Raw genomic sequence first — 16,832 nt, forward strand, 5'->3', positions numbered from 1 at the left:
ATGAATATGCCAATGAGCAAAACCATCGCCGCCAAGGCGCCGGAGCAACCCAAGACTCACCTGTCGGCCCTCTGGCGCCCGGCGTTGGTGCAAGCCTTCGTCAAGCTCGATCCTCGCCAGTTGCACCGTGCACCAGTGATGCTGGTGGTGGAGCTGACCGCGATCCTCACCACCGTGTTGTGCTTCATCCCCGACAGCGCCGTGCCGACCTTCGTCGCCGCGCAAATCGCCCTGTGGTTGTGGTTCACGGTGCTGTTCGCCAACTTCGCCGAAGCCTTGGCCGAAGGGCGGGGCAAGGCCCGGGCCGACAGCTTGAAGGCCGGCAGCGAAGGCCTCAACGCCCGTCGCCAGACCGCCAGCGGCTTTGAAATCATCCCCGCCACCCGTCTGCGCAAAGGCGATGTGGTGCGCGTCGAGGCCGGCGACATGATCCCCGGCGACGGTGAAGTGATCGAAGGCATCGCCGCGGTCAATGAGGCGGCGATCACTGGCGAGTCGGCACCGGTCATCCGTGAATCCGGCGGTGATCGCTCGGCCGTCACCGGCAATACGCGGCTGGTTTCCGACTGGCTGCTAATACGCATCACCAGCAATCCTGGTGAGTCCACTCTCGACCGCATGATCGCTTTGGTGGAAGGTGCCAAGCGCCAGAAAACCCCAAACGAAGTGGCGCTGGATATCCTGTTGATCGGCCTGACGCTGATCTTCCTGTTGGTGGTGGTGACGCTGCAACCGTTTGCCCATTTCGCCAACGCCAGCCTGCCGCTGGTGTTTCTGGTGGCCCTGCTGGTCACCTTGATTCCCACCACCATCGGGGGGTTGCTGTCGGCCATCGGCATCGCCGGGATGGACCGCTTGGTGCGCCTGAACGTGATCGCCAAATCCGGCCGCGCGGTCGAGGCGGCGGGGGATGTGCATGTGTTGATGCTGGACAAGACCGGCACCATCACCTTTGGCAATCGTCGCTGCACGGCGGTCTATGCCGCTGCCGGTGTGAGCGCCAAGGAACTGGCCGAAGGCGCGCTGTTCGCCTCGTTGGCCGATGACACGGCCGAGGGCAAGTCCATCGTCGAGTACCTGCGCGGTTTGCAACCACAGCCCGAGCCTGGCATCGACGCGCTGACGGCTGTGCCGTTCAGTGCCGAAACCCGTTTGTCCGGGGTCGACTATCAGGGCCGCATCTACCGCAAGGGCGCCGTGGATTCCTTGCTGGATTTCATCGGCCTTGCACGCAATGAGTTGCCGTCGGCACTGGCGCGGGAGGTCGACAAGATCGCCCAGAGTGGCGGCACGCCGCTGCTGGTGTGTGTGGACGGCCGGTTGCTGGGTGCCATCCACCTCAAAGACGTGGTCAAACCGGGCATCCGCGAGCGTTTCGCCGAGTTGCGCAAGCTGGGGATCCGCACGGTGATGGTCACCGGCGATAACCCGCTGACTGCCGCGGCGATTGCCGCCGAGGCGGGTGTCGATGATGTGTTGGCGGAGGCCACGCCGGAAAAGAAACTGGCGCGTATCCGTCACGAGCAAAATGACGGTCGGCTGGTGGCCATGTGTGGCGACGGTGCCAACGACGCCCCGGCGCTGGCCCAGGCCGATGTCGGCATGGCGATGAACGACGGCACCCAGGCCGCGCGGGAGGCGGCCAACATGGTCGATCTCGACAGCGACCCGACCAAACTGCTGGACGTGGTGCAGATCGGCAAGGAGTTGCTGGTGACCCGTGGGGCGCTGACCACTTTTTCCATCGCCAATGACATCGCCAAATACTTTGCCATTTTGCCGGCACTGTTCGCCTCGATTTATCCACAGCTCGGCGTGTTGAACGTGATGCACCTGAGCAGCCCGCAGAGCGCGATTTTGTCGGCGATTGTCTTCAACGCCTTGATCATCGTCGTGCTCATCCCCCTGGCCCTGCGCGGCGTGCGCGTGCAAGCGGCAAGCGCGGCGGCGTTGTTGCGGCGCAATCTGTTGATCTATGGCCTGGGCGGGATCGTGGTGCCGTTCGTGGGGATCAAGGCGATCGATATGTTGCTGACGGCGTTGGGGCTGGTTTGAGTCGTTGTGGCAGGTGAGGCCGTTGTGGCGAGGGAGCTTGCTCCCGCTGGGCTGCGAAGCAGCCCCAAGAAGCTGAATGCTATCTGCCCAGCACACCGCATTCGCTGATTTTCAGGGCTGCTGCGCAGCCCAGCGGGAGCAAGCTCCCTCGCCACAAACAGGTATGCCTGCCAATCAGCTGTTTTCTTATTCGAGGGTTTTGAGATGTCCACTCTGATTCGCCCGGCCTTGAGCCTGTTATTACTGATGAGCCTGATCACCGGTGTCGCTTACCCGTTGGTGGTCACCGGCGTGGCGCAAGTCGCGTTTCCCGCCCAGGCTAACGGCAGCCTGATCGTCGACGCCGCCGGCAAGGTCCGAGGCTCTACGCTGATCGCCCAGGATTTCACCGGTGATGCCTGGTTTCATCCACGGCCATCGGCCGGTGCCTTCGCCACGGTCGCCAGCGGCGCCAGCAATTTCTCCCCGAGCAATCCGGCCCTGGCCACACGGGTGATCGATGCCGCCGGCAAGCTCCAGGTACCCGGTCAGGGCCCGGTGCCTCTGGCGCTGTTGACCACCTCCGCCAGCGGGCTGGATCCGCACTTGCCTCCGGCGGCGATTGCCTATCAACTGGCGCGTGTCGCCGCGGCGCGCAACCTGCCGATCTCGACGTTGCAGCAACTGCTCGACGTCAACATCCAGCAACCCTTGGTGGGCCCGCCTGTGGTGAATGTGTTGGCGCTGAACCTGGCCCTGGAAAAACTGTAAAACCTGTGGGAGCGGCGCCTGTGGGAGCAAAGCTTGCTGCAGCAAAAGCCTGCTGCAGCAAAGCCTGTGGGAGCAAAGCTTGCTCGCGATGAACGATAACGCGGTCCATCCGTTGAACTGTGTCGCCTTGATCGCGAGCAAGCTTTGCTCCCACAGGTCCAGTTCCCATTAGCTTTGCTCCCACAGGTCCGGCTCCCCACAGGGTGTTTGATCAATATTTGAAAGAGATTTCCACGCCATGAGCGACTCCGGCCGCGCCGACGCACTGTTAGCCAATCTGCCCCGCAACGACCGTGGCCGGCTCAAGGTCTTCCTGGGCGCGGCCCCGGGTGTGGGCAAGACCTACGCCATGCTGCAAGCGGCCCACAGCCAATTGCGCCAAGGCGTGAGGGTCATGGCCGGGGTGGTGGAGACCCACGGTCGCAGCGAAACCGAAGCGCTGCTCGGCGGCCTGGTACAGCAGCCGTTGGTGCGCTCGGAATATCGCGGTGTGATGCTCGAGGAAATGGACCTCGACGGTCTGCTCGCCGCCCGGCCAACCTTGGTCCTGGTGGACGAACTGGCCCACAGCAACGCGCCCGGCAGCCGTCACGCCAAACGCTGGCAGGACATTCAGGACCTGCTCGCGGCGGGCATCGATGTCTACACCACCGTCAATGTCCAGCATCTGGAAAGCCTCAACGACCAGGTACGCGGCATCACTGGCGTGCAGGTGCGCGAGACGTTGCCGGACTGGGTCCTGCAGGAAGCCGATGAACTGCTGCTGATTGACCTGCCGCCGCGTGAGCTGCTGGAGCGCCTGCGCGATGGCAAGGTCTACGTGCCGGAGCAGGCTCGGGCGGCGATCGATGCGTTTTTTTCCCAGACCAACCTCACCGCGTTGCGTGAGCTGGCGATGCAGACGGCCGCCGCCCAGGTCGACAATGACTTGGCCCAGGGTTATCGACAACTGGGCCAGGCCGCGCCGGCGGTGCGCGGACGCTTGCTGGTAGGCGTGGACGGTGACATGCAGGCGGAACGCCTGGTGCGCCATGCCAGCCGCGTCGCCCAGCGTCGGCATCTGCCGTGGAGCCTGGTGCATGTGGACAACGGCAGTGCCCGTGACGAACTTTCGCGCCAGCGTTTGCAGAACGCCCAGCAACTGGCCGAACGCCTCGGTGGCGAGGTGGTGTTGCTGCGGGCCGGCGAAGTGGCCAGGACGCTGATCCAGCATGCCACTGAACGGCGCGCCACGCTGGTGCTGGTGGGCCAGTCCCGGCCACGTCTGCGCCGACGCTTGTTTGGCGGCGGCCTCGCTTCCCGTTTGCTGCGCGATGCCCGGGGGCTGGAGATCAACGTGTTGGACAGCGATGAGCAACCGCGTCCTGCCCGGGTGCGTTCCGGCGCCGTCCAGACCGGGTTCGATTATGTGCTGGCATTGCTGGCGACCGCGGCGGCCAGCGCATTGGCCTGGGGTATCTCGGGGTTGTTGGCATTGCCCAATATTTCCCTGTTGTTCCTGATGGCGGTGTTGCTGGTGGCGGTGCGCAGCAGTCTCGGCCCGGCGCTGGCCTGCGCGGCGCTGTCGTTCCTGGCTTATGACTTCCTGTTCATCCCGCCGAACTTTTCCCTGACCATCCAGCGCGAAGAAGACGTGCTGACGCTGGTGTTTTTCCTGCTCATGGCGGCCCTGACCGGCAATCTTGCCGCGCGCCAGCGTCGCCAGTTGCAGGCCTTGCGCGATACCCAACAGGAAACCGGCGAGCTGCTCGACCTGTCCCGCAAACTCACGGCCGCCACCGACCGCCAAGCGGTGATCAGCGCCGCCGTGCAGCACTTCAACGATTGGCATGACTTGCAACTGTGCTTGCTCAACCGCGACGGCCAGGGCGGTTGGAAAATCGAAAGCGGTGAATCGTTGACCTTCACCGAGGCCGAGCGCGCGGCGGCCGACTGGTCGTGGCAGCACGATCAACCGGCGGGCGCCGGCACCGGCACCTTGCCTTCCGGACGTTGGTGGTGGTGGCCGTTGTCGGCCGAAGGCGGGCCGTTGGCGTTGCTGGGCGTATGCCCGAAAGAAGGCAAGCCGTTGAGTGGCCAGCGCCGCCGTTTGCTGGCGGCCCTCAGTCAACCCTTGGCCCAGGCGCTGGCGCGGGCGCAACTGGCCCAGGACCTGGAGGCGGCGCGTCTGCATGGTGAAACCGAACAGCTGCGCAGCGCCTTGCTGGCTTCAGTGTCCCACGACCTGCGCACGCCGCTGACCGCCATGCGCGGCAGCATCGACAGCTTGCTGGCGCTGGGAGAGGCGATCCCGCTGGCCGATCGTCGCGACTTGCTCGAAGGCACCCGCGATGAAGCCGAGCGACTGGATCGCTACATCCAGAACCTGTTGGACATGACCCGTCTCGGCCACGGCGCCCTGAAGCTGGCGCGGGACTGGGTGGCGCCGGCCGATATCGTCGGCAGCGCGCTGAACCGCCTGCGGGCGGTGCTGGTGCCGCTGGCGCTCAGTGTCGAGGTGCCTGTTGAATTGCCCTTGTTGCATGTCCATGCGGCATTGATCGAACAGGCGCTGGTGAACGTGCTGGAGAACGCGGCGCGCTTCTCGCCGGCCCACGGACGCCTGTTGCTGAGCGCCGGGGCGACCGACAGCGAGGTGTTTTTTGCCGTGGCCGATGAAGGACCCGGGATTCCTGAAGAGGAACGGGAGAAAATCTTCGACATGTTCTATACCGCCGCCCGTGGTGATCGGGGCGGGCAGGGCACGGGGTTGGGGTTGGCGATCTGTCAGGGTATGGTCGGCGCTCACGGCGGGCGGATCAGCGTGGCCGAAGGTCTCGACGGACGCGGCACCTGCATCACGCTGCACCTGCCGTTGCAGGCGCAACCAGGCATGGACGATGAAGCTTGAGCCCGGCTGAGATACTCTTTTGCTACCAGCAGCTTGCGACCTGCTAGCCTTTCCATTTGATTGCAATGAACGAGCCCCATGAGCCAGACCGCGACCCTTTTGGTCATCGATGACGAACCGCAGATCCGCAAATTCCTGCGCATCAGCCTGAGCTCCCAAGGCTACAAGGTGCTGGAAGCCGGCACCGGCGCCGAAGGGCTGGCCCTAGCGGCGCTGAACAAACCCGACTTGCTGGTGCTCGACCTGGGCCTGCCGGACATGGACGGCCAGGAGGTGTTGCGCGAGTTTCGCCAATGGTCGACGGTGCCGGTGCTGGTGCTCTCGGTGCGGGCCAGCGAAGCGCAAAAAGTCGAGGCGCTGGACAACGGCGCCAACGATTACGTGACCAAGCCGTTCGGCATCCAGGAGTTCCTCGCCCGTATTCGCGCCCTGTTGCGCCAGGCCCCGACCGGCGAGCCCCAGGAGGCGGCGCTGAAGTTCGGACCGCTGACGGTGGACCTGGCCTATCGACGGGTGCTGCTGGACGACACCGAAGTGGCCTTGACCCGCAAGGAGTACGCCGTCCTGGCGCAACTGGCGCGGCATCCGGGGCGGGTCATCACCCAGCAACAACTGCTCAAGGACATCTGGGGCCCGACCCACACCGAAGACAGTCACTACCTGCGGATCGTGGTCGGTCACTTGCGCCAGAAGTTGGCCGACGACCCGACCCGGCCGCGGTTCATCGTGACCGAGGCGGGGGTGGGGTATCGGTTGTTGGGGGAGGGTGGGCTTTAATCTTGTGTTGTCTGATCCGCCGCCTTCGCGAGCAGGCTCGCTCCCACATAGGATCTGCGGTGGACACTGCCCCTGTGGGAGCGAGCCTGCTCGCGAAGAGGCCCTGACAGCCAGATCGCTCAGTTCTGCTCACGCTCATACCGATCCAGGGTATCGCTGGCAATCTCCCGCCCCAGGGCGATCAATTCCGGCGCCTTGTAGAACTCGAAAAACCGGCACACCCGCTTAGGCACGTTGATCAGCACATCTGGCGGGTAACCGGCGATCTTGTACTGGGCCAGGGAGGTCTGCATCACTTCGAAACTCTGGTTGATCAAGTCCAGCAACGAGGCTGGGCCGACGTTATCGATGATGAATGAACCGGTGGCGGATTTCGGCGCGCCTTCATTCTCCGGCGCGGCAGCCGGTTGTTGGCCTTCGGGCTCGGCCGAGTCGATCCATGGGTTGATGTCGGCCGCCTCGGCCTTCAAGGCTTCCTGCTCCAGCAGCAACAGTTGTTCGGCCTGCTTGCGGCGAAACGGCAGGCGCGAACCCAGTGAGCTGACCAGGGTATCGAAGCGGCGCCGGAACGCGGCGGGGCGCGGAATCACCGGTAATCGATACTGTTTCTGGTTGGTGGCGTTGAGGTTGACGGCGATGATCAGGTCGCAGTGGCTCGACACCACCGGCACAATCGGCAACGGATTGAGCAGACCACCGTCCACCAACATGCGGTTGCCTTGCATCACGGGCGTGAACAGGCTGGGAATCGCCGCCGAGGCGCGCATTGCCTGGTGCAGGCAACCTTCCTGGAACCAGATTTCCTGCTGGTTGGTCAGGTCGGTGGCCACGGCGGTGTAGGGAATGCGCAGGTCCTCGATATTGATGTCGCCGACGATCTTGTGGATCTGCCCGAACACTTTTTCACCGCGAATCGCCCCCAGGCGAAAGCTGACGTCCACCAGCCGCAGGACATCCAGGTAGTCGAGGCTTTCGATCCAGTCGCGGTAATCCTTGAGCTTGCCCGCGGCATAGATCCCGCCGACGACAGCGCCCATGGAACAACCGGCGATGCAGGCAATGTCGTAGCCACGCCGTTCGATTTCTTCGATCACCCCGATATGGGCATAGCCCCGGGCCCCACCCGAACCCAATACCAATGCGACACGTTTTGTCATGACCCGGCCTCTTGTCGAACAGACTTCAACAATGCACTCATCGACGGCTCGGCTCAATCATTGTGGCGCACGCGTCGTTATTTGATACGCCAGCGCGGCATTTGCGTATTCTTCCCACACTGGAATTTACCCGGTCGGGCCTTGGCACTTTTTGCCGGTGCGACCGTCTTACCAGCACGACTGTTTTCCTGACTTGAGGTGTAATCGATGAAAGCCCGGATCTGCTTGCCCCTGGTGGCATCCCTGATGGTTCTGGCCCTGGCTGGTTGCGCAGGTAAAACCGCTTACCGTGACAGCTGTGGCAGCCAACTCGACAGCGCCTGGCGTGAACTGGACCTGGCCAAGGCCGAAGGTTTTGCCGGCACCGTCAGCTACTCCAAGGCCTTGTCCCTGCTGACCGGCGCCAAGACCCAGCAGCAATTCGAAGCGTTCGAAGGCTGCGCCAAGAAAGCCGAGAAGGCGCGTTTCTACATCCGCGAATCCCGCGCGGGACGATAAAAACAGCTACAAGTTATAAGTAAGGAACGTGCGACGCGCTCCTTACTTGCGGCTTGAGGCTCCCGACTTGAAGCTGCGTACGGAGTACGCCCATGATCGATCGGCTGGTGGCCCGCATATTGGGCCTGGAAGTCCGGCTGCTGGCCTGTCAGGCCCGCTTGAATGCCCACACCGACAGCGAAGCCCTGCATGACCTGCGCACCACGGTACGCCGTTTGCGCAGCTTGTTGCGTCCGCTGCGTGGATTGCCCGGCGTTGAACAACTGGAAACGGCGGCTTCGGCGGTCGGTACGTTGACCACCCCGTTGCGTGACCGCGAAGTGTTGGCGGCTTACCTTGAGCAACACGGCCAGACCGCGGCGGCGCGGCGACGCCAGGTGCAAATGGCCGATGCCTATCCCGCCGTGGCCGCCAGTGTCGAGCTGGCCCAATTGCTGATGATCCTCGATGCGTTCCCGCGCTTCATTCGCGCCGCCCAGCGTGAGGGGTTGCTGAAGGGTTTGCGCAAACGCATCGAAAAGCGCCTGGACAAGCAATGGAAGAAACTCGACGAAGCCCTGCGCGATCCGGCCCATGACCGCCACCGTTTGCGCCTGTTGATCAAGCGCGTGCGCTACGCCATCGAAGCCTACCCTGAACTCGACCGTCTGCCCGAAGCGGCCATGCCCCGGCTCAAATCCGCCCAGGGCGCGCTGGGCGACTGGCATGATTGCTGGCAATGGCTGGCCAGGGCCAAGGAAGAAACCGATCTGCACGCTTGCGTGCCGACCTGGCACGCCACGATGGAAAAGGCCGAGGCCAAGTCCGACAAGGTGCTCGACAAGTTGATTGCCAGTTGCTTTGAAAAATCCTGAACCTGTACATGCCTCTGTGGGAGCGGGCTTGCTCGCGAAGGCGATAGATCAGTTCATACAGTTGTGACTGACCCACCGCCTTCGCGAGCAAGCCCGCTCCCACAGTTGATTGGGGGTGGATTCAAGAATTGCGGCTTTTCTGTCAGTCTCTTTGGCCGGAATGAGCCCTGTGCCGCCCGTCCGGGCTGGTTAAGATGCCTTCATCCTTTTCCCCTGTTTTCGAGGTCGTCATGCGCTTTTCCGAGTTGATCGATGCCGTGCGCCGGCAGCCAGGCGCGGTGACCATCGCGCCAGAATGGGGCCAGGGTCGGGCCAGTTTTGGCGGGTTGGTGGCGGCGCTGCAATATGAGGCGATGCGTGCCCGAGTGCCGGCCGATCGCCCGGTGCGTTCGCTGGCGATCACCTTCGTCGGCCCGGTCGAGCCCGACGTGCCGGTGAGTTTTGAAGTCGATGTGTTGCGTGAAGGCAAGGCGGTGAGCCAGGTGTTGGGGCGGGCGGTGCAGAACGGCCAGGTGGTGACCGTGGTGCAAGGCAGCTTTGGCGCCTCGCGCCCGTCCGTGGTGGCGGTGCAGGCCGACCCCGCGCCGGATTTCAAAAGCGTGGAGCAATGCCAGGAGCTGCCTTACGTCAAGGGCATGACCCCGGAATTCATGCGGCACCTGGCGATGCGTTGGAGCGTCGGCGGCTTGCCGTTCAGCGGCAATAAATCCCGGAACATGGGCGGCTGGGTGCGCTTGCGCGGTGATGTGCAGGAGGAGCCGCTTAACGAAAGCCATATCCTGGCCTTGGTGGACGCCTGGCCGCCGGCGTTGTTGCCGCACCTCTCGCAAATGGCCCCCGGCAGTACGCTCACCTGGACCATCGAGTTCGTCCAGCCGTTGCTGGAGCTCACGACGCTGGACTGGTGCAAATACCTGGCCGAGATCGAGCATGCCCAGGACGGCTACGGCCATGTCGCCGCGAAGTTCTGGAGCGCCGATGGCCGCTTGATCGCCCTGAGCCGGCAGACCGTAACGGTCTTTGGTTAACGCTTTCCTCGGTTAAGGCTTGCGGTTGTGACGGTGGCGATCGCGCCAGGCGCGCCACCAGCCACCGCTGAGAAAGAACCGCGGAAACGTCAGGAACTGCTCCACCAACAGGCGTGAGACTGCATCCTTGCGGTCGCTGAACGGTTCGGAAACCTGGGCCTCCAGGCTGTGGCCGTGGCGCTGCAAGCCCAACGCCGCGAGCAGGCCGATGACACCGATGGCGACATCGCCCAGGCTCAAGCTGAACACCCCCGACACAATCAGCAGAAACGCGATGATGAACAGCGGCACGGCAATCAGGTGCAACACCAGGTTGGTGGGGTGGCGATGATTGTCGGGGTAGGCGCGCCATTGCCAGGCCGGAAGGTTGGGGTGACGTTTGCCCATGATGCTATTCCTTGAACGAAACCGAATAACCCAAGGATAGGTCCGGGCGGGCGGTGCGGCGAATGGCGGTTGGCTATCGAAGCGATAGGTGGCCATACAGTTTTGCTGTTGTGGCAAGGAACCGCTGTTGTGCAAGGAACTGCTTTGTGGCGAGGAACCGCTGTTGTGGCGAGGGAGCTTGCTCCCGCTGGGCCGCGAAGCGGACCCAAACTGCAAGCCCGGTATGTCTCAGGCTGACGAGGTTCGGCTTCTTGGGGGCGCTACGCGCCCCAGCGGGAGCAAGCTCCCTCGCCACAGAAGCCACAGGAGCCACAGGAGCCACAGAAGCCCCAGGAAAGCCAGTTTCTACAGTTTCAGCTGCCCGATCGCCTTGCTCAACTCCCCCGCCAACGTTGCCAGTTCGTCACTGGTGGTGGCTGAATCCACGGTCTGGCGCACGGTATTTTCGGTCACGTCGCGAATGCTCACCACCGCCCGGTTCATTTCTTCGGCGACGTGGCTTTGCTGCTCGGCCGCGACAGCAATCTGGGTATTGCTCTCGCGCATCTGCGCCACCGCTGCGGTGATCTGCGCCAACGCATCGCCGGCCTCGCGGGCCTGTTGTACACAGTCGTCGGCCTTGAGCGAACTCTCCTGCATGAAGTCCACCGCGTCCCGGGTTCCGGCTTGCAGGGCCGAGACCATGGTGGTGATTTCGTCCGTGGACGTCTGGACCCGCTTGGCCAGATTGCGCACCTCGTCGGCCACCACCGCAAACCCCCTGCCCATTTCCCCAGCCCGCGCTGCTTCGATGGCCGCGTTCAGGGCCAGCAGGTTGGTTTGTTCGGCGATGCTGTGGATCACATTGACCACGCCGTTGATCTTCTGGCTGTCTTCGGCCAGGCGTTGGATCATCTCGGCGGTCTGCTGCACGCCCGAAGACAACCCGGTGATCGACTGCTGCACCCGGCCGACCACTTCGTGGCCATTGCCGGCCAGGGTGTCGGCGGTTTTCGACAGGTCGCGGGTGGCGCCGGCGTGCTGGGCGATGTGATAAACCGTGGCGGACATTTCGTTGATCGCCGTAGCCGCCTGATCGGTTTCGCTTTGCTGGCCGAGCATGCCGTGGCGTACCTCGTTCATGCTCGACGCCAGGCGCGCCGCACCACTGTCCAACTGCCGGGCGGTGCTGGCAACGGTGTCGACCACCCGTTGATAGCCGGCTTGCATGGCATTGAATGCCGCCGCCATCTGGCCCACTTCATCCTTGCAGGCCAGGGGCACGCGGGCGGACAAGTCGCCGGTTTTTTCCACGTGCAGCATCACATCCTTGAGCGTATTGAGCTGGCTGAGCAAAAAGCGGATCAACAGTTGCGACGCGCCCAACATCGCCAGCATCAACACGAACACCGCCACGGCGTATTGGCTGAAGCGTTCACCGAACACTTGGCTCAGGCTTGCACCATGGGCCAACACCGCGAGTTGCTGGCCGTCACCTCGACGGATCACCTGGGCACCCAGCAGCGGATTGTCGCCCAACAGCGGCCCGGCATCGAATTCGACCCAGCCCTCGGCCTGCACCAGCGAAGGCAACGGTTGCTCATTGAACACCGGGATCTGCCCGCGCTGGAATGCCAAAAGGTTGTTGGCTTTGGGCACGGGGTGTCCAGTAGGCCAGGCGTCGAGCACCTGTGCCTGGACCCGGGCGTTCGCCTGGGCCGCGTGGTTGCGGGCTTGCTGTTCGAGGTGCACGGCGTAGAGCACCAGCAGCAACGTGGTGATAAAGGCGACTGCATTGACCGCCCAGAATTTGTATTTCAACGAGATATTGCTAAGCCAGGCACCCATGGAAGGTTTTCTCTGATAGCGGAAACAGCATTGGCAAGGTGCCATTATTGTGCCGCTACTCAGGAGGCTAGGTTTTGATGTGGGTCAACGGACAGCTGAGGTGCCGGGGATTTTGATATGGACTAACAGACAACCGGATCTCTTGTGGGAGCGGGCTTGCTCGCGAATGCGGTGGATCAGCAAATACAGTTGTGACTGATCCAACGCATTCGCGAGCAAGCCCGCTCCCACAGGGGGGTGGGTTCATTCGGAAAGAGTGGGCAACCCAAAGAACGCCCGGGCGCAAGCGGTGCTGTGGTCGGCCAGGTCTTCCTGGGTTTCACCCCTGTGCAAGGCCACTTCGCGCAGGACCTCCGTCAGGTAGGCCGGCTCGTTGCGCCCGTTCTTGGGTTTGGGCCGCAGCGTACGGGGCAGCAAGTAGGGCGCGTCGCTTTCAAGCATCATCCGACCGCGGGGTATTTCACGCACTAATGGGTGCAGGTGCGTGCCCCGGCGTTCGTCGCAAATCCAGCCCGTGATGCCGATGTGCAGGTCCAGGTCGAGGTAGCTGAACAGCGCCTTTTTTTCACCGGTGAAGCAATGCACCACGGCCGCCGGCAACTGATCGCGAAAATCCCGGAGGATGTCCAGCAAGCGCTGGTCGGCGTCGCGCTCATGGAGGAAGACCGGCAGTTGCAACTGGACTGCCAGGGCGAGGTGCTCCTCCAAGACTTTTTCCTGCTGGGGCCGAGGAGAGAAGTCCCGGTTGAAATCCAGTCCGCATTCGCCCACCGCACGCACGCGGCTGTGCATCAGCAGGTCCTTGAGGTGCCGGGCGCTGTCGGCGGTCCACTCGCTGGCGCTGTGGGGGTGAATGCCAGCGGTGGAAAACAGCCGCTGCCCGGTGTCGTCGAGCTGTTGACACAGTTCCAGGGCCTGTTCGCTGCCCTCGAGGCTGGTGCCGGTCAGAACCAATTGGCAGACCCCGGATTCATAGGCGCGCTCAAGTACCGCCTGGTGTTTGTCGGCGAAACTGGGGTTGGTCAGGTTGACGCCGATATCGATGAGTTGCATGGTGCTACCTCGGCCCAAAGGCCGGAAAGCATATCAGAGCTGTAGATTTATAAGAAAAACCAAGAACTACAACGAGTTGAGGCTGTCTGTTAAGGCCGCGAGACACATTGGGTTGGTATAAAGGCCATCGCTGTGCCAGTCTTCCGCACTTTTTCGGCGTCTCAGACGCTCTGTTTCCGTCGACTCAGCCTCGTTTTTCAAGGGAGGCGGTCGGCGGTATTCCTTCCGGAGAGTGGATGACACGTCCCCAGGCGTTGCTACTGTTGTGTTGTTCGCTGCTGTTGCCGATGCCGGCCGAAGCGCGGCTGCCTGGCCCAGTGCAGGCGGTGGCGCCGGGCACGGTGCGCGACTTGGCGCAAATCCGTAGCAGCCGAGTGTTGAAGGTGCTGGTCAATCAGAGTCGCAACAGCTCCGGTGAAGTCCAGGGCCAACCCATTGGCGTCGAATACCACCGGCTGCGCGCTTTCGAGCAATACCTCAATGGCCACGCACTGGATGGCCAGGAAATCACTCTCAAGATCATCCCCAAGGCCAAGGACCAATTGCTCGGTGCCTTGCAGCGTGGGGAGGGCGACCTCGTCGCGCCGGGTGAGTTGCTTGAGCCCCAGGCCGGCCATGCCGTCAGTGCCAGCAATCCGATCCGTACCGACGTGCCTTTGCTGCTGGTGGGCATCAAGGGTGAGAAGCGCTACACGCGCGTGGAGCAACTGTCCGGCAAGACCCTGGCCCTGCCCAACGGCAGCGCGGCGGGGGACGCCGTGAGCCAGATCAACCAGAAGCTGGCGCTGCTCAAGCTGCCGCCGGTGAAGATCGAATGGGTCGATCCCTCCCTGGCTGTGGAGGATGTCCTGGAGATGGTTCAGGGTGGGATTTTCCATTTGACCATCGTCGAGCAGCCCATCGCCGAGCGCTGGGGCAAGATCCTGCCCAAGCTGCGCTTCGACCGTCAGGTGCTGATTGGCGAGCCGGGTGACGAATACTGGTTCGTTCGCCGTGACGCCGCCATGCTGCGGGCGAGCATCGACCGATTCCTGGTGACCTACAAGGTGCCCTCTAATCAAGACGCGGCATTCCTGCGTATCTATCGGCGTTTGTACCAAGTCCACTATCCGCTGGCCCGGGCCAATCGCCAGCGCCTGGAAAAGCTGCGCCCGGTGCTGCAAAAACATGCCGATGCCCAGGGCATGGACTGGCTCAACCTGGCGGCCCTGGCCTTCAAGGAATCCGCCCTGCAACCCAACGCCCGCAGCGGCTCAGGCCCCACCGGCCTGATGCAGATCACCCCGGCGGCGGCCCAGCGCGTCGGGGTCGATAACATCCAGAACCTGGACGCCAATGTGCAAGCCGGCGCCAAGTACCTGGCCCTCATCCGCCGCAAGTTCTTCGCCAGCCCCAAGCTCAACGAGCGCGAACGCATGGCCTTTGTCCTGGCGGCCTACAACATGGGCCCCGAACGCGTCCAAGGTATGCGCGCCGAGGCTCGGCGACGGGGACTGAACCCCAACCAATGGTTTTTCCAAGTCGAGCGCATTGCCATGGAGCAGGTGGGAATGGGCGCCGTCAGCTATGTTAATAGTGTGAATAAGTACTACCTGGCGTTTGATCGTGAACGGGAGTCCTTGGAACCGAAGGAGCAAAAGGTTGCATTGCGTAAGTGATCGAATAAATTGATTGATATAACGGATTATTTCCGCTTTTAACATGAATTTTATTGATTAATATAGCGGCCAACTCTCCACTACCCCAAGGAATAACCTTATGAGCACATTCATCAACAAAGTCCTGTTCACCCGCGCCGGCTACGGCTTGACTGTGCTGCGCATCGTCGTCGGCGTCATCTTTGCCGCCCACGGCTCGCAGAAACTCTTCGGTCTGTTCGGTGGCTACGGCCTGGCAGGCACGGCGCAGTGGATGGAAAGCATCGGCCTGACCCCGGGTTATGTGATGGCGACACTGGCGGGCGGCACGGAGTTTTTTGCCGGCCTGGCGTTGATCATCGGTCTGCTGGCCCGTCCTGCGGCGTTGGGCCTGGCGTTTGTGTCGCTGGTGGCGATTTTCTCGGTGCACATCGGTAACGGCTTGTTCATGGCCAACAACGGTTATGAGTTTGCCCTGGCGTTGCTGGGGGGCAGTATTGCCGTGTTGATCGAAGGGGCGGGCAAGTTGTCGGTCGATCGTGCCGTTGCGGGTTGATTGCTCGATTTGAATTCGACGCCCGTCTTGTACGTAATGCTGTTCACTTAGGAAAACGGCGCTTCTTCCAGAAATGGGAAGCGCCGTTTTTTTTTGCGGCTTTTTGGAAAAATCTACTCGCCTTTTCCCGGATGGATCGTGTGTATATCCGTTGCTGCGGTAACGGCGGCTTAGGGCTTCGCCCTGACGGCGGGTCACTGTTGAGAAGCGTGTAGCGTTTTTCCTGTGGGAGCGAGCCTGCTCGCGAAGGCGGTGCCTCAGCCACATAGATGCCGGCATGTGCCCCGTTCTTGCTCTTGCTCTTGCTTTGGATCTTGATCTTGCTCTTGCTCTTGCTCTTGCTCTTGCTCTTGCTCTTGCTCTTGCTCTTGCTCTTGCTCTTGCTCTTGCTCTTGCTCTTGCTCTTGCTCTTGCTCTTGCTCTTGCTCTTGCTCTTGCTCTTGCTCTTGCTCTTGCTCTTGCTCTTGCTTTGGATCTTGATCTTGATCTTGATCTGGACGCCCCGTTAAACCACGCTGGCCGAACGCAGGCATTGCGCAGTGGGCACCTCGGCATGGATGCCGAGGTAGCCGCGCTGGGCCATGGATGGCCCTTCGCGGCGGCCCACGGAGCAATGCCGGAGTGAGGGCATGCCGAGCCTAAGCGAGGCACCGAGTGGTGGGGCAAAGCGTTTTTGGTTACTTTTGGCGCTCTTCCAAAAGTGACCCGCCGTCAGGGCGGAACCCTAAGCCGCCGTTACCGCAGCAACGGATATGTACCCAACCCCAAACAAAAGCGCTCTCCCTCCCTCAGAAAAGCGCACTTCCTGACGTAAACAGCATTACGTTCTGTCAGCGTCTTTTATGGAGAGTGATTCTTGACACTGACCAGTCAGCTTCTCTAGGATGCCGCTCATGCGCCGATTTAAACAGCTACTTGCGGGGCGCCAGGTGACTCATCCAGTCGCCGATAGAAGCCGGAAAAACACGGCTTCGAAATACCGCTAAAGCGCTGGTTCGGTGTTGCCTCTCACCTGCCATGCAGACTTTTGAGGCAGAGACACGACACAATGAACGCACCCAGTCCCCTTGTACGTCTTGCGCCGATCACGGCGAACCTAGTGCAGCGCAACCCGAAAATTCTCCTGGGCGGCACCCACCAGCCAACACTCTTGCGTTACCTTGACGGCTGGCCACGTCGCAACCACGGGCCTGCTGCTTTCCTGATCCAATTCGTCGAAGACGGTGAGTCACTGGCACGTTTTGCCAATGACAGCTTCGACCTGGCTGTCATCCAATCCCCCAGCACGGCGGACGCTCCCGAAATGATCCGGCAACTGACCCGTGTTGCACGGCAGGGCCTGATCACTCGCCGCTGAGGCGAG

15 protein-coding genes are annotated in these 16,832 nt (G+C 62.3%); 10 read left to right on the plus strand and 5 right to left on the minus strand.

Translation table 11 applies throughout. From position 1 onward, the window contains the following. From kdpB to HU715_RS03515, 4 genes are all read left to right on the plus strand, one after another. Window positions 1–2,055 (plus strand): potassium-transporting ATPase subunit KdpB, encoded by a 2,055-nt coding sequence (gene kdpB, locus HU715_RS03500; protein ID WP_186704740.1) that lies wholly within the window; start codon window positions 1–3, stop codon window positions 2,053–2,055. Between the two features lie 204 nt (window positions 2,056–2,259). Then, window positions 2,260–2,805: a potassium-transporting ATPase subunit KdpC gene (gene kdpC / locus HU715_RS03505; RefSeq protein ID WP_186704741.1), complete on the plus strand. Its 546-nt coding sequence runs from the start codon at window positions 2,260–2,262 to the stop codon at window positions 2,803–2,805. A 238-nt stretch (window positions 2,806–3,043) separates the two neighbouring features. Beyond that, window positions 3,044–5,695 carry a DUF4118 domain-containing protein gene (locus HU715_RS03510; RefSeq protein ID WP_186704742.1) on the plus strand — a complete coding sequence of 884 codons (2,652 nt, stop codon included), beginning with the start codon at window positions 3,044–3,046 and terminating at the stop codon, window positions 5,693–5,695. A gap of 78 nt (window positions 5,696–5,773) precedes the next feature. Then, entirely contained in the window at window positions 5,774–6,472 is a 699-nt protein-coding gene (locus tag HU715_RS03515) for a response regulator (protein WP_217884305.1), read from the plus strand. 119 nt (window positions 6,473–6,591) lie between these two features. Here HU715_RS03515 and HU715_RS03520 read toward each other — a convergent pair whose 3' ends face one another. After that, the gene (locus HU715_RS03520; protein ID WP_186710805.1) at window positions 6,592–7,629 is read right to left on the minus strand and encodes a patatin-like phospholipase family protein; all 1,038 of its coding nucleotides are present in this window, start codon (window positions 7,627–7,629) and stop codon (window positions 6,592–6,594) included. A gap of 207 nt (window positions 7,630–7,836) precedes the next feature. On the opposite strand from HU715_RS03520, the gene HU715_RS03525 reads away from it, so the two are divergent. From HU715_RS03525 to HU715_RS03535, 3 genes are all read left to right on the plus strand, one after another. Beyond that, window positions 7,837–8,127 (plus strand): hypothetical protein, encoded by a 291-nt coding sequence (locus tag HU715_RS03525; protein WP_014337256.1) that lies wholly within the window; start codon window positions 7,837–7,839, stop codon window positions 8,125–8,127. Between the two features lie 92 nt (window positions 8,128–8,219). After that, window positions 8,220–8,981: a CHAD domain-containing protein gene (locus HU715_RS03530; protein WP_186710807.1), complete on the plus strand. Its 762-nt coding sequence runs from the start codon at window positions 8,220–8,222 to the stop codon at window positions 8,979–8,981. A 230-nt stretch (window positions 8,982–9,211) separates the two neighbouring features. Further along, window positions 9,212–10,009, plus strand: a complete 798-nt coding sequence (locus tag HU715_RS03535) for an acyl-CoA thioesterase (protein WP_186710809.1) — start codon at window positions 9,212–9,214, stop codon at window positions 10,007–10,009. 12 nt (window positions 10,010–10,021) lie between these two features. On the opposite strand, the gene HU715_RS03540 is transcribed toward HU715_RS03535, so the two are convergent. From HU715_RS03540 to HU715_RS03550, 3 genes are all read right to left on the minus strand, one after another. Next, complete coding sequence (locus HU715_RS03540; protein WP_186710811.1) at window positions 10,022–10,396, minus strand: terminase; 375 nt, start codon at window positions 10,394–10,396, stop codon at window positions 10,022–10,024. A 345-nt stretch (window positions 10,397–10,741) separates the two neighbouring features. After that, the gene (locus HU715_RS03545; protein ID WP_186710813.1) at window positions 10,742–12,223 is read right to left on the minus strand and encodes a methyl-accepting chemotaxis protein; all 1,482 of its coding nucleotides are present in this window, start codon (window positions 12,221–12,223) and stop codon (window positions 10,742–10,744) included. Window positions 12,224–12,466: 243 nt separating this feature from the next. Then, window positions 12,467–13,276 (minus strand): TatD family hydrolase, encoded by an 810-nt coding sequence (locus HU715_RS03550; RefSeq protein ID WP_186710820.1) that lies wholly within the window; start codon window positions 13,274–13,276, stop codon window positions 12,467–12,469. Between the two features lie 236 nt (window positions 13,277–13,512). Here HU715_RS03550 and HU715_RS03555 point away from each other — a divergent pair, with 236 nt between their 5' ends. Together HU715_RS03555 and HU715_RS03560 are read left to right on the plus strand one after the other, a co-directional pair. Then, window positions 13,513–14,934 (plus strand): MltF family protein, encoded by a 1,422-nt coding sequence (locus tag HU715_RS03555; protein WP_186710828.1) that lies wholly within the window; start codon window positions 13,513–13,515, stop codon window positions 14,932–14,934. Window positions 14,935–15,034: 100 nt separating this feature from the next. Then, entirely contained in the window at window positions 15,035–15,469 is a 435-nt protein-coding gene (locus tag HU715_RS03560; RefSeq protein ID WP_186710836.1) for a DoxX family protein, read from the plus strand. A gap of 257 nt (window positions 15,470–15,726) precedes the next feature. Here HU715_RS03560 and HU715_RS03565 read toward each other — a convergent pair whose 3' ends face one another. Further along, window positions 15,727–16,002, minus strand: a complete 276-nt coding sequence (locus HU715_RS03565; RefSeq protein ID WP_217884306.1) for a hypothetical protein — start codon at window positions 16,000–16,002, stop codon at window positions 15,727–15,729. A 515-nt stretch (window positions 16,003–16,517) separates the two neighbouring features. Here HU715_RS03565 and HU715_RS03570 point away from each other — a divergent pair. After that, complete coding sequence (locus tag HU715_RS03570; protein WP_186705366.1) at window positions 16,518–16,826, plus strand: class I SAM-dependent methyltransferase; 309 nt, start codon at window positions 16,518–16,520, stop codon at window positions 16,824–16,826. Window positions 16,827–16,832 lie beyond the last annotated feature (6 nt).

The organism is Pseudomonas zanjanensis (assembly GCF_014268745.2).
Lineage (GTDB): Bacteria > Pseudomonadota > Gammaproteobacteria > Pseudomonadales > Pseudomonadaceae > Aquipseudomonas > Aquipseudomonas zanjanensis.

Excerpts from the sequence above, each read along its gene's own strand:
- kdpB (WP_186704740.1), top strand. The coding sequence starts at position 1 with ATGAATATGCCAATGAGCAAAACCATCGCCGCCAAGGCGCCGGAGCAA.
- kdpC (WP_186704741.1), top strand. The coding sequence starts at position 2,260 with ATGTCCACTCTGATTCGCCCGGCCTTGAGCCTGTTATTACTGATGAGC.
- HU715_RS03510 (WP_186704742.1), top strand. The coding sequence starts at position 3,044 with ATGAGCGACTCCGGCCGCGCCGACGCACTGTTAGCCAATCTGCCCCGC.
- HU715_RS03515 (WP_217884305.1), top strand. The coding sequence starts at position 5,774 with ATGAGCCAGACCGCGACCCTTTTGGTCATCGATGACGAACCGCAGATC.
- HU715_RS03520 (WP_186710805.1), bottom strand. The coding sequence starts at position 7,629 with ATGACAAAACGTGTCGCATTGGTATTGGGTTCGGGTGGGGCCCGGGGC.
- HU715_RS03525 (WP_014337256.1), top strand. The coding sequence starts at position 7,837 with ATGAAAGCCCGGATCTGCTTGCCCCTGGTGGCATCCCTGATGGTTCTG.
- HU715_RS03530 (WP_186710807.1), top strand. The coding sequence starts at position 8,220 with ATGATCGATCGGCTGGTGGCCCGCATATTGGGCCTGGAAGTCCGGCTG.
- HU715_RS03535 (WP_186710809.1), top strand. The coding sequence starts at position 9,212 with ATGCGCTTTTCCGAGTTGATCGATGCCGTGCGCCGGCAGCCAGGCGCG.
- HU715_RS03540 (WP_186710811.1), bottom strand. The coding sequence starts at position 10,396 with ATGGGCAAACGTCACCCCAACCTTCCGGCCTGGCAATGGCGCGCCTAC.
- HU715_RS03545 (WP_186710813.1), bottom strand. The coding sequence starts at position 12,223 with ATGGGTGCCTGGCTTAGCAATATCTCGTTGAAATACAAATTCTGGGCG.
- HU715_RS03550 (WP_186710820.1), bottom strand. The coding sequence starts at position 13,276 with ATGCAACTCATCGATATCGGCGTCAACCTGACCAACCCCAGTTTCGCC.
- HU715_RS03555 (WP_186710828.1), top strand. The coding sequence starts at position 13,513 with ATGACACGTCCCCAGGCGTTGCTACTGTTGTGTTGTTCGCTGCTGTTG.
- HU715_RS03560 (WP_186710836.1), top strand. The coding sequence starts at position 15,035 with ATGAGCACATTCATCAACAAAGTCCTGTTCACCCGCGCCGGCTACGGC.
- HU715_RS03565 (WP_217884306.1), bottom strand. The coding sequence starts at position 16,002 with ATGCCTGCGTTCGGCCAGCGTGGTTTAACGGGGCGTCCAGATCAAGAT.
- HU715_RS03570 (WP_186705366.1), top strand. The coding sequence starts at position 16,518 with ATGAACGCACCCAGTCCCCTTGTACGTCTTGCGCCGATCACGGCGAAC.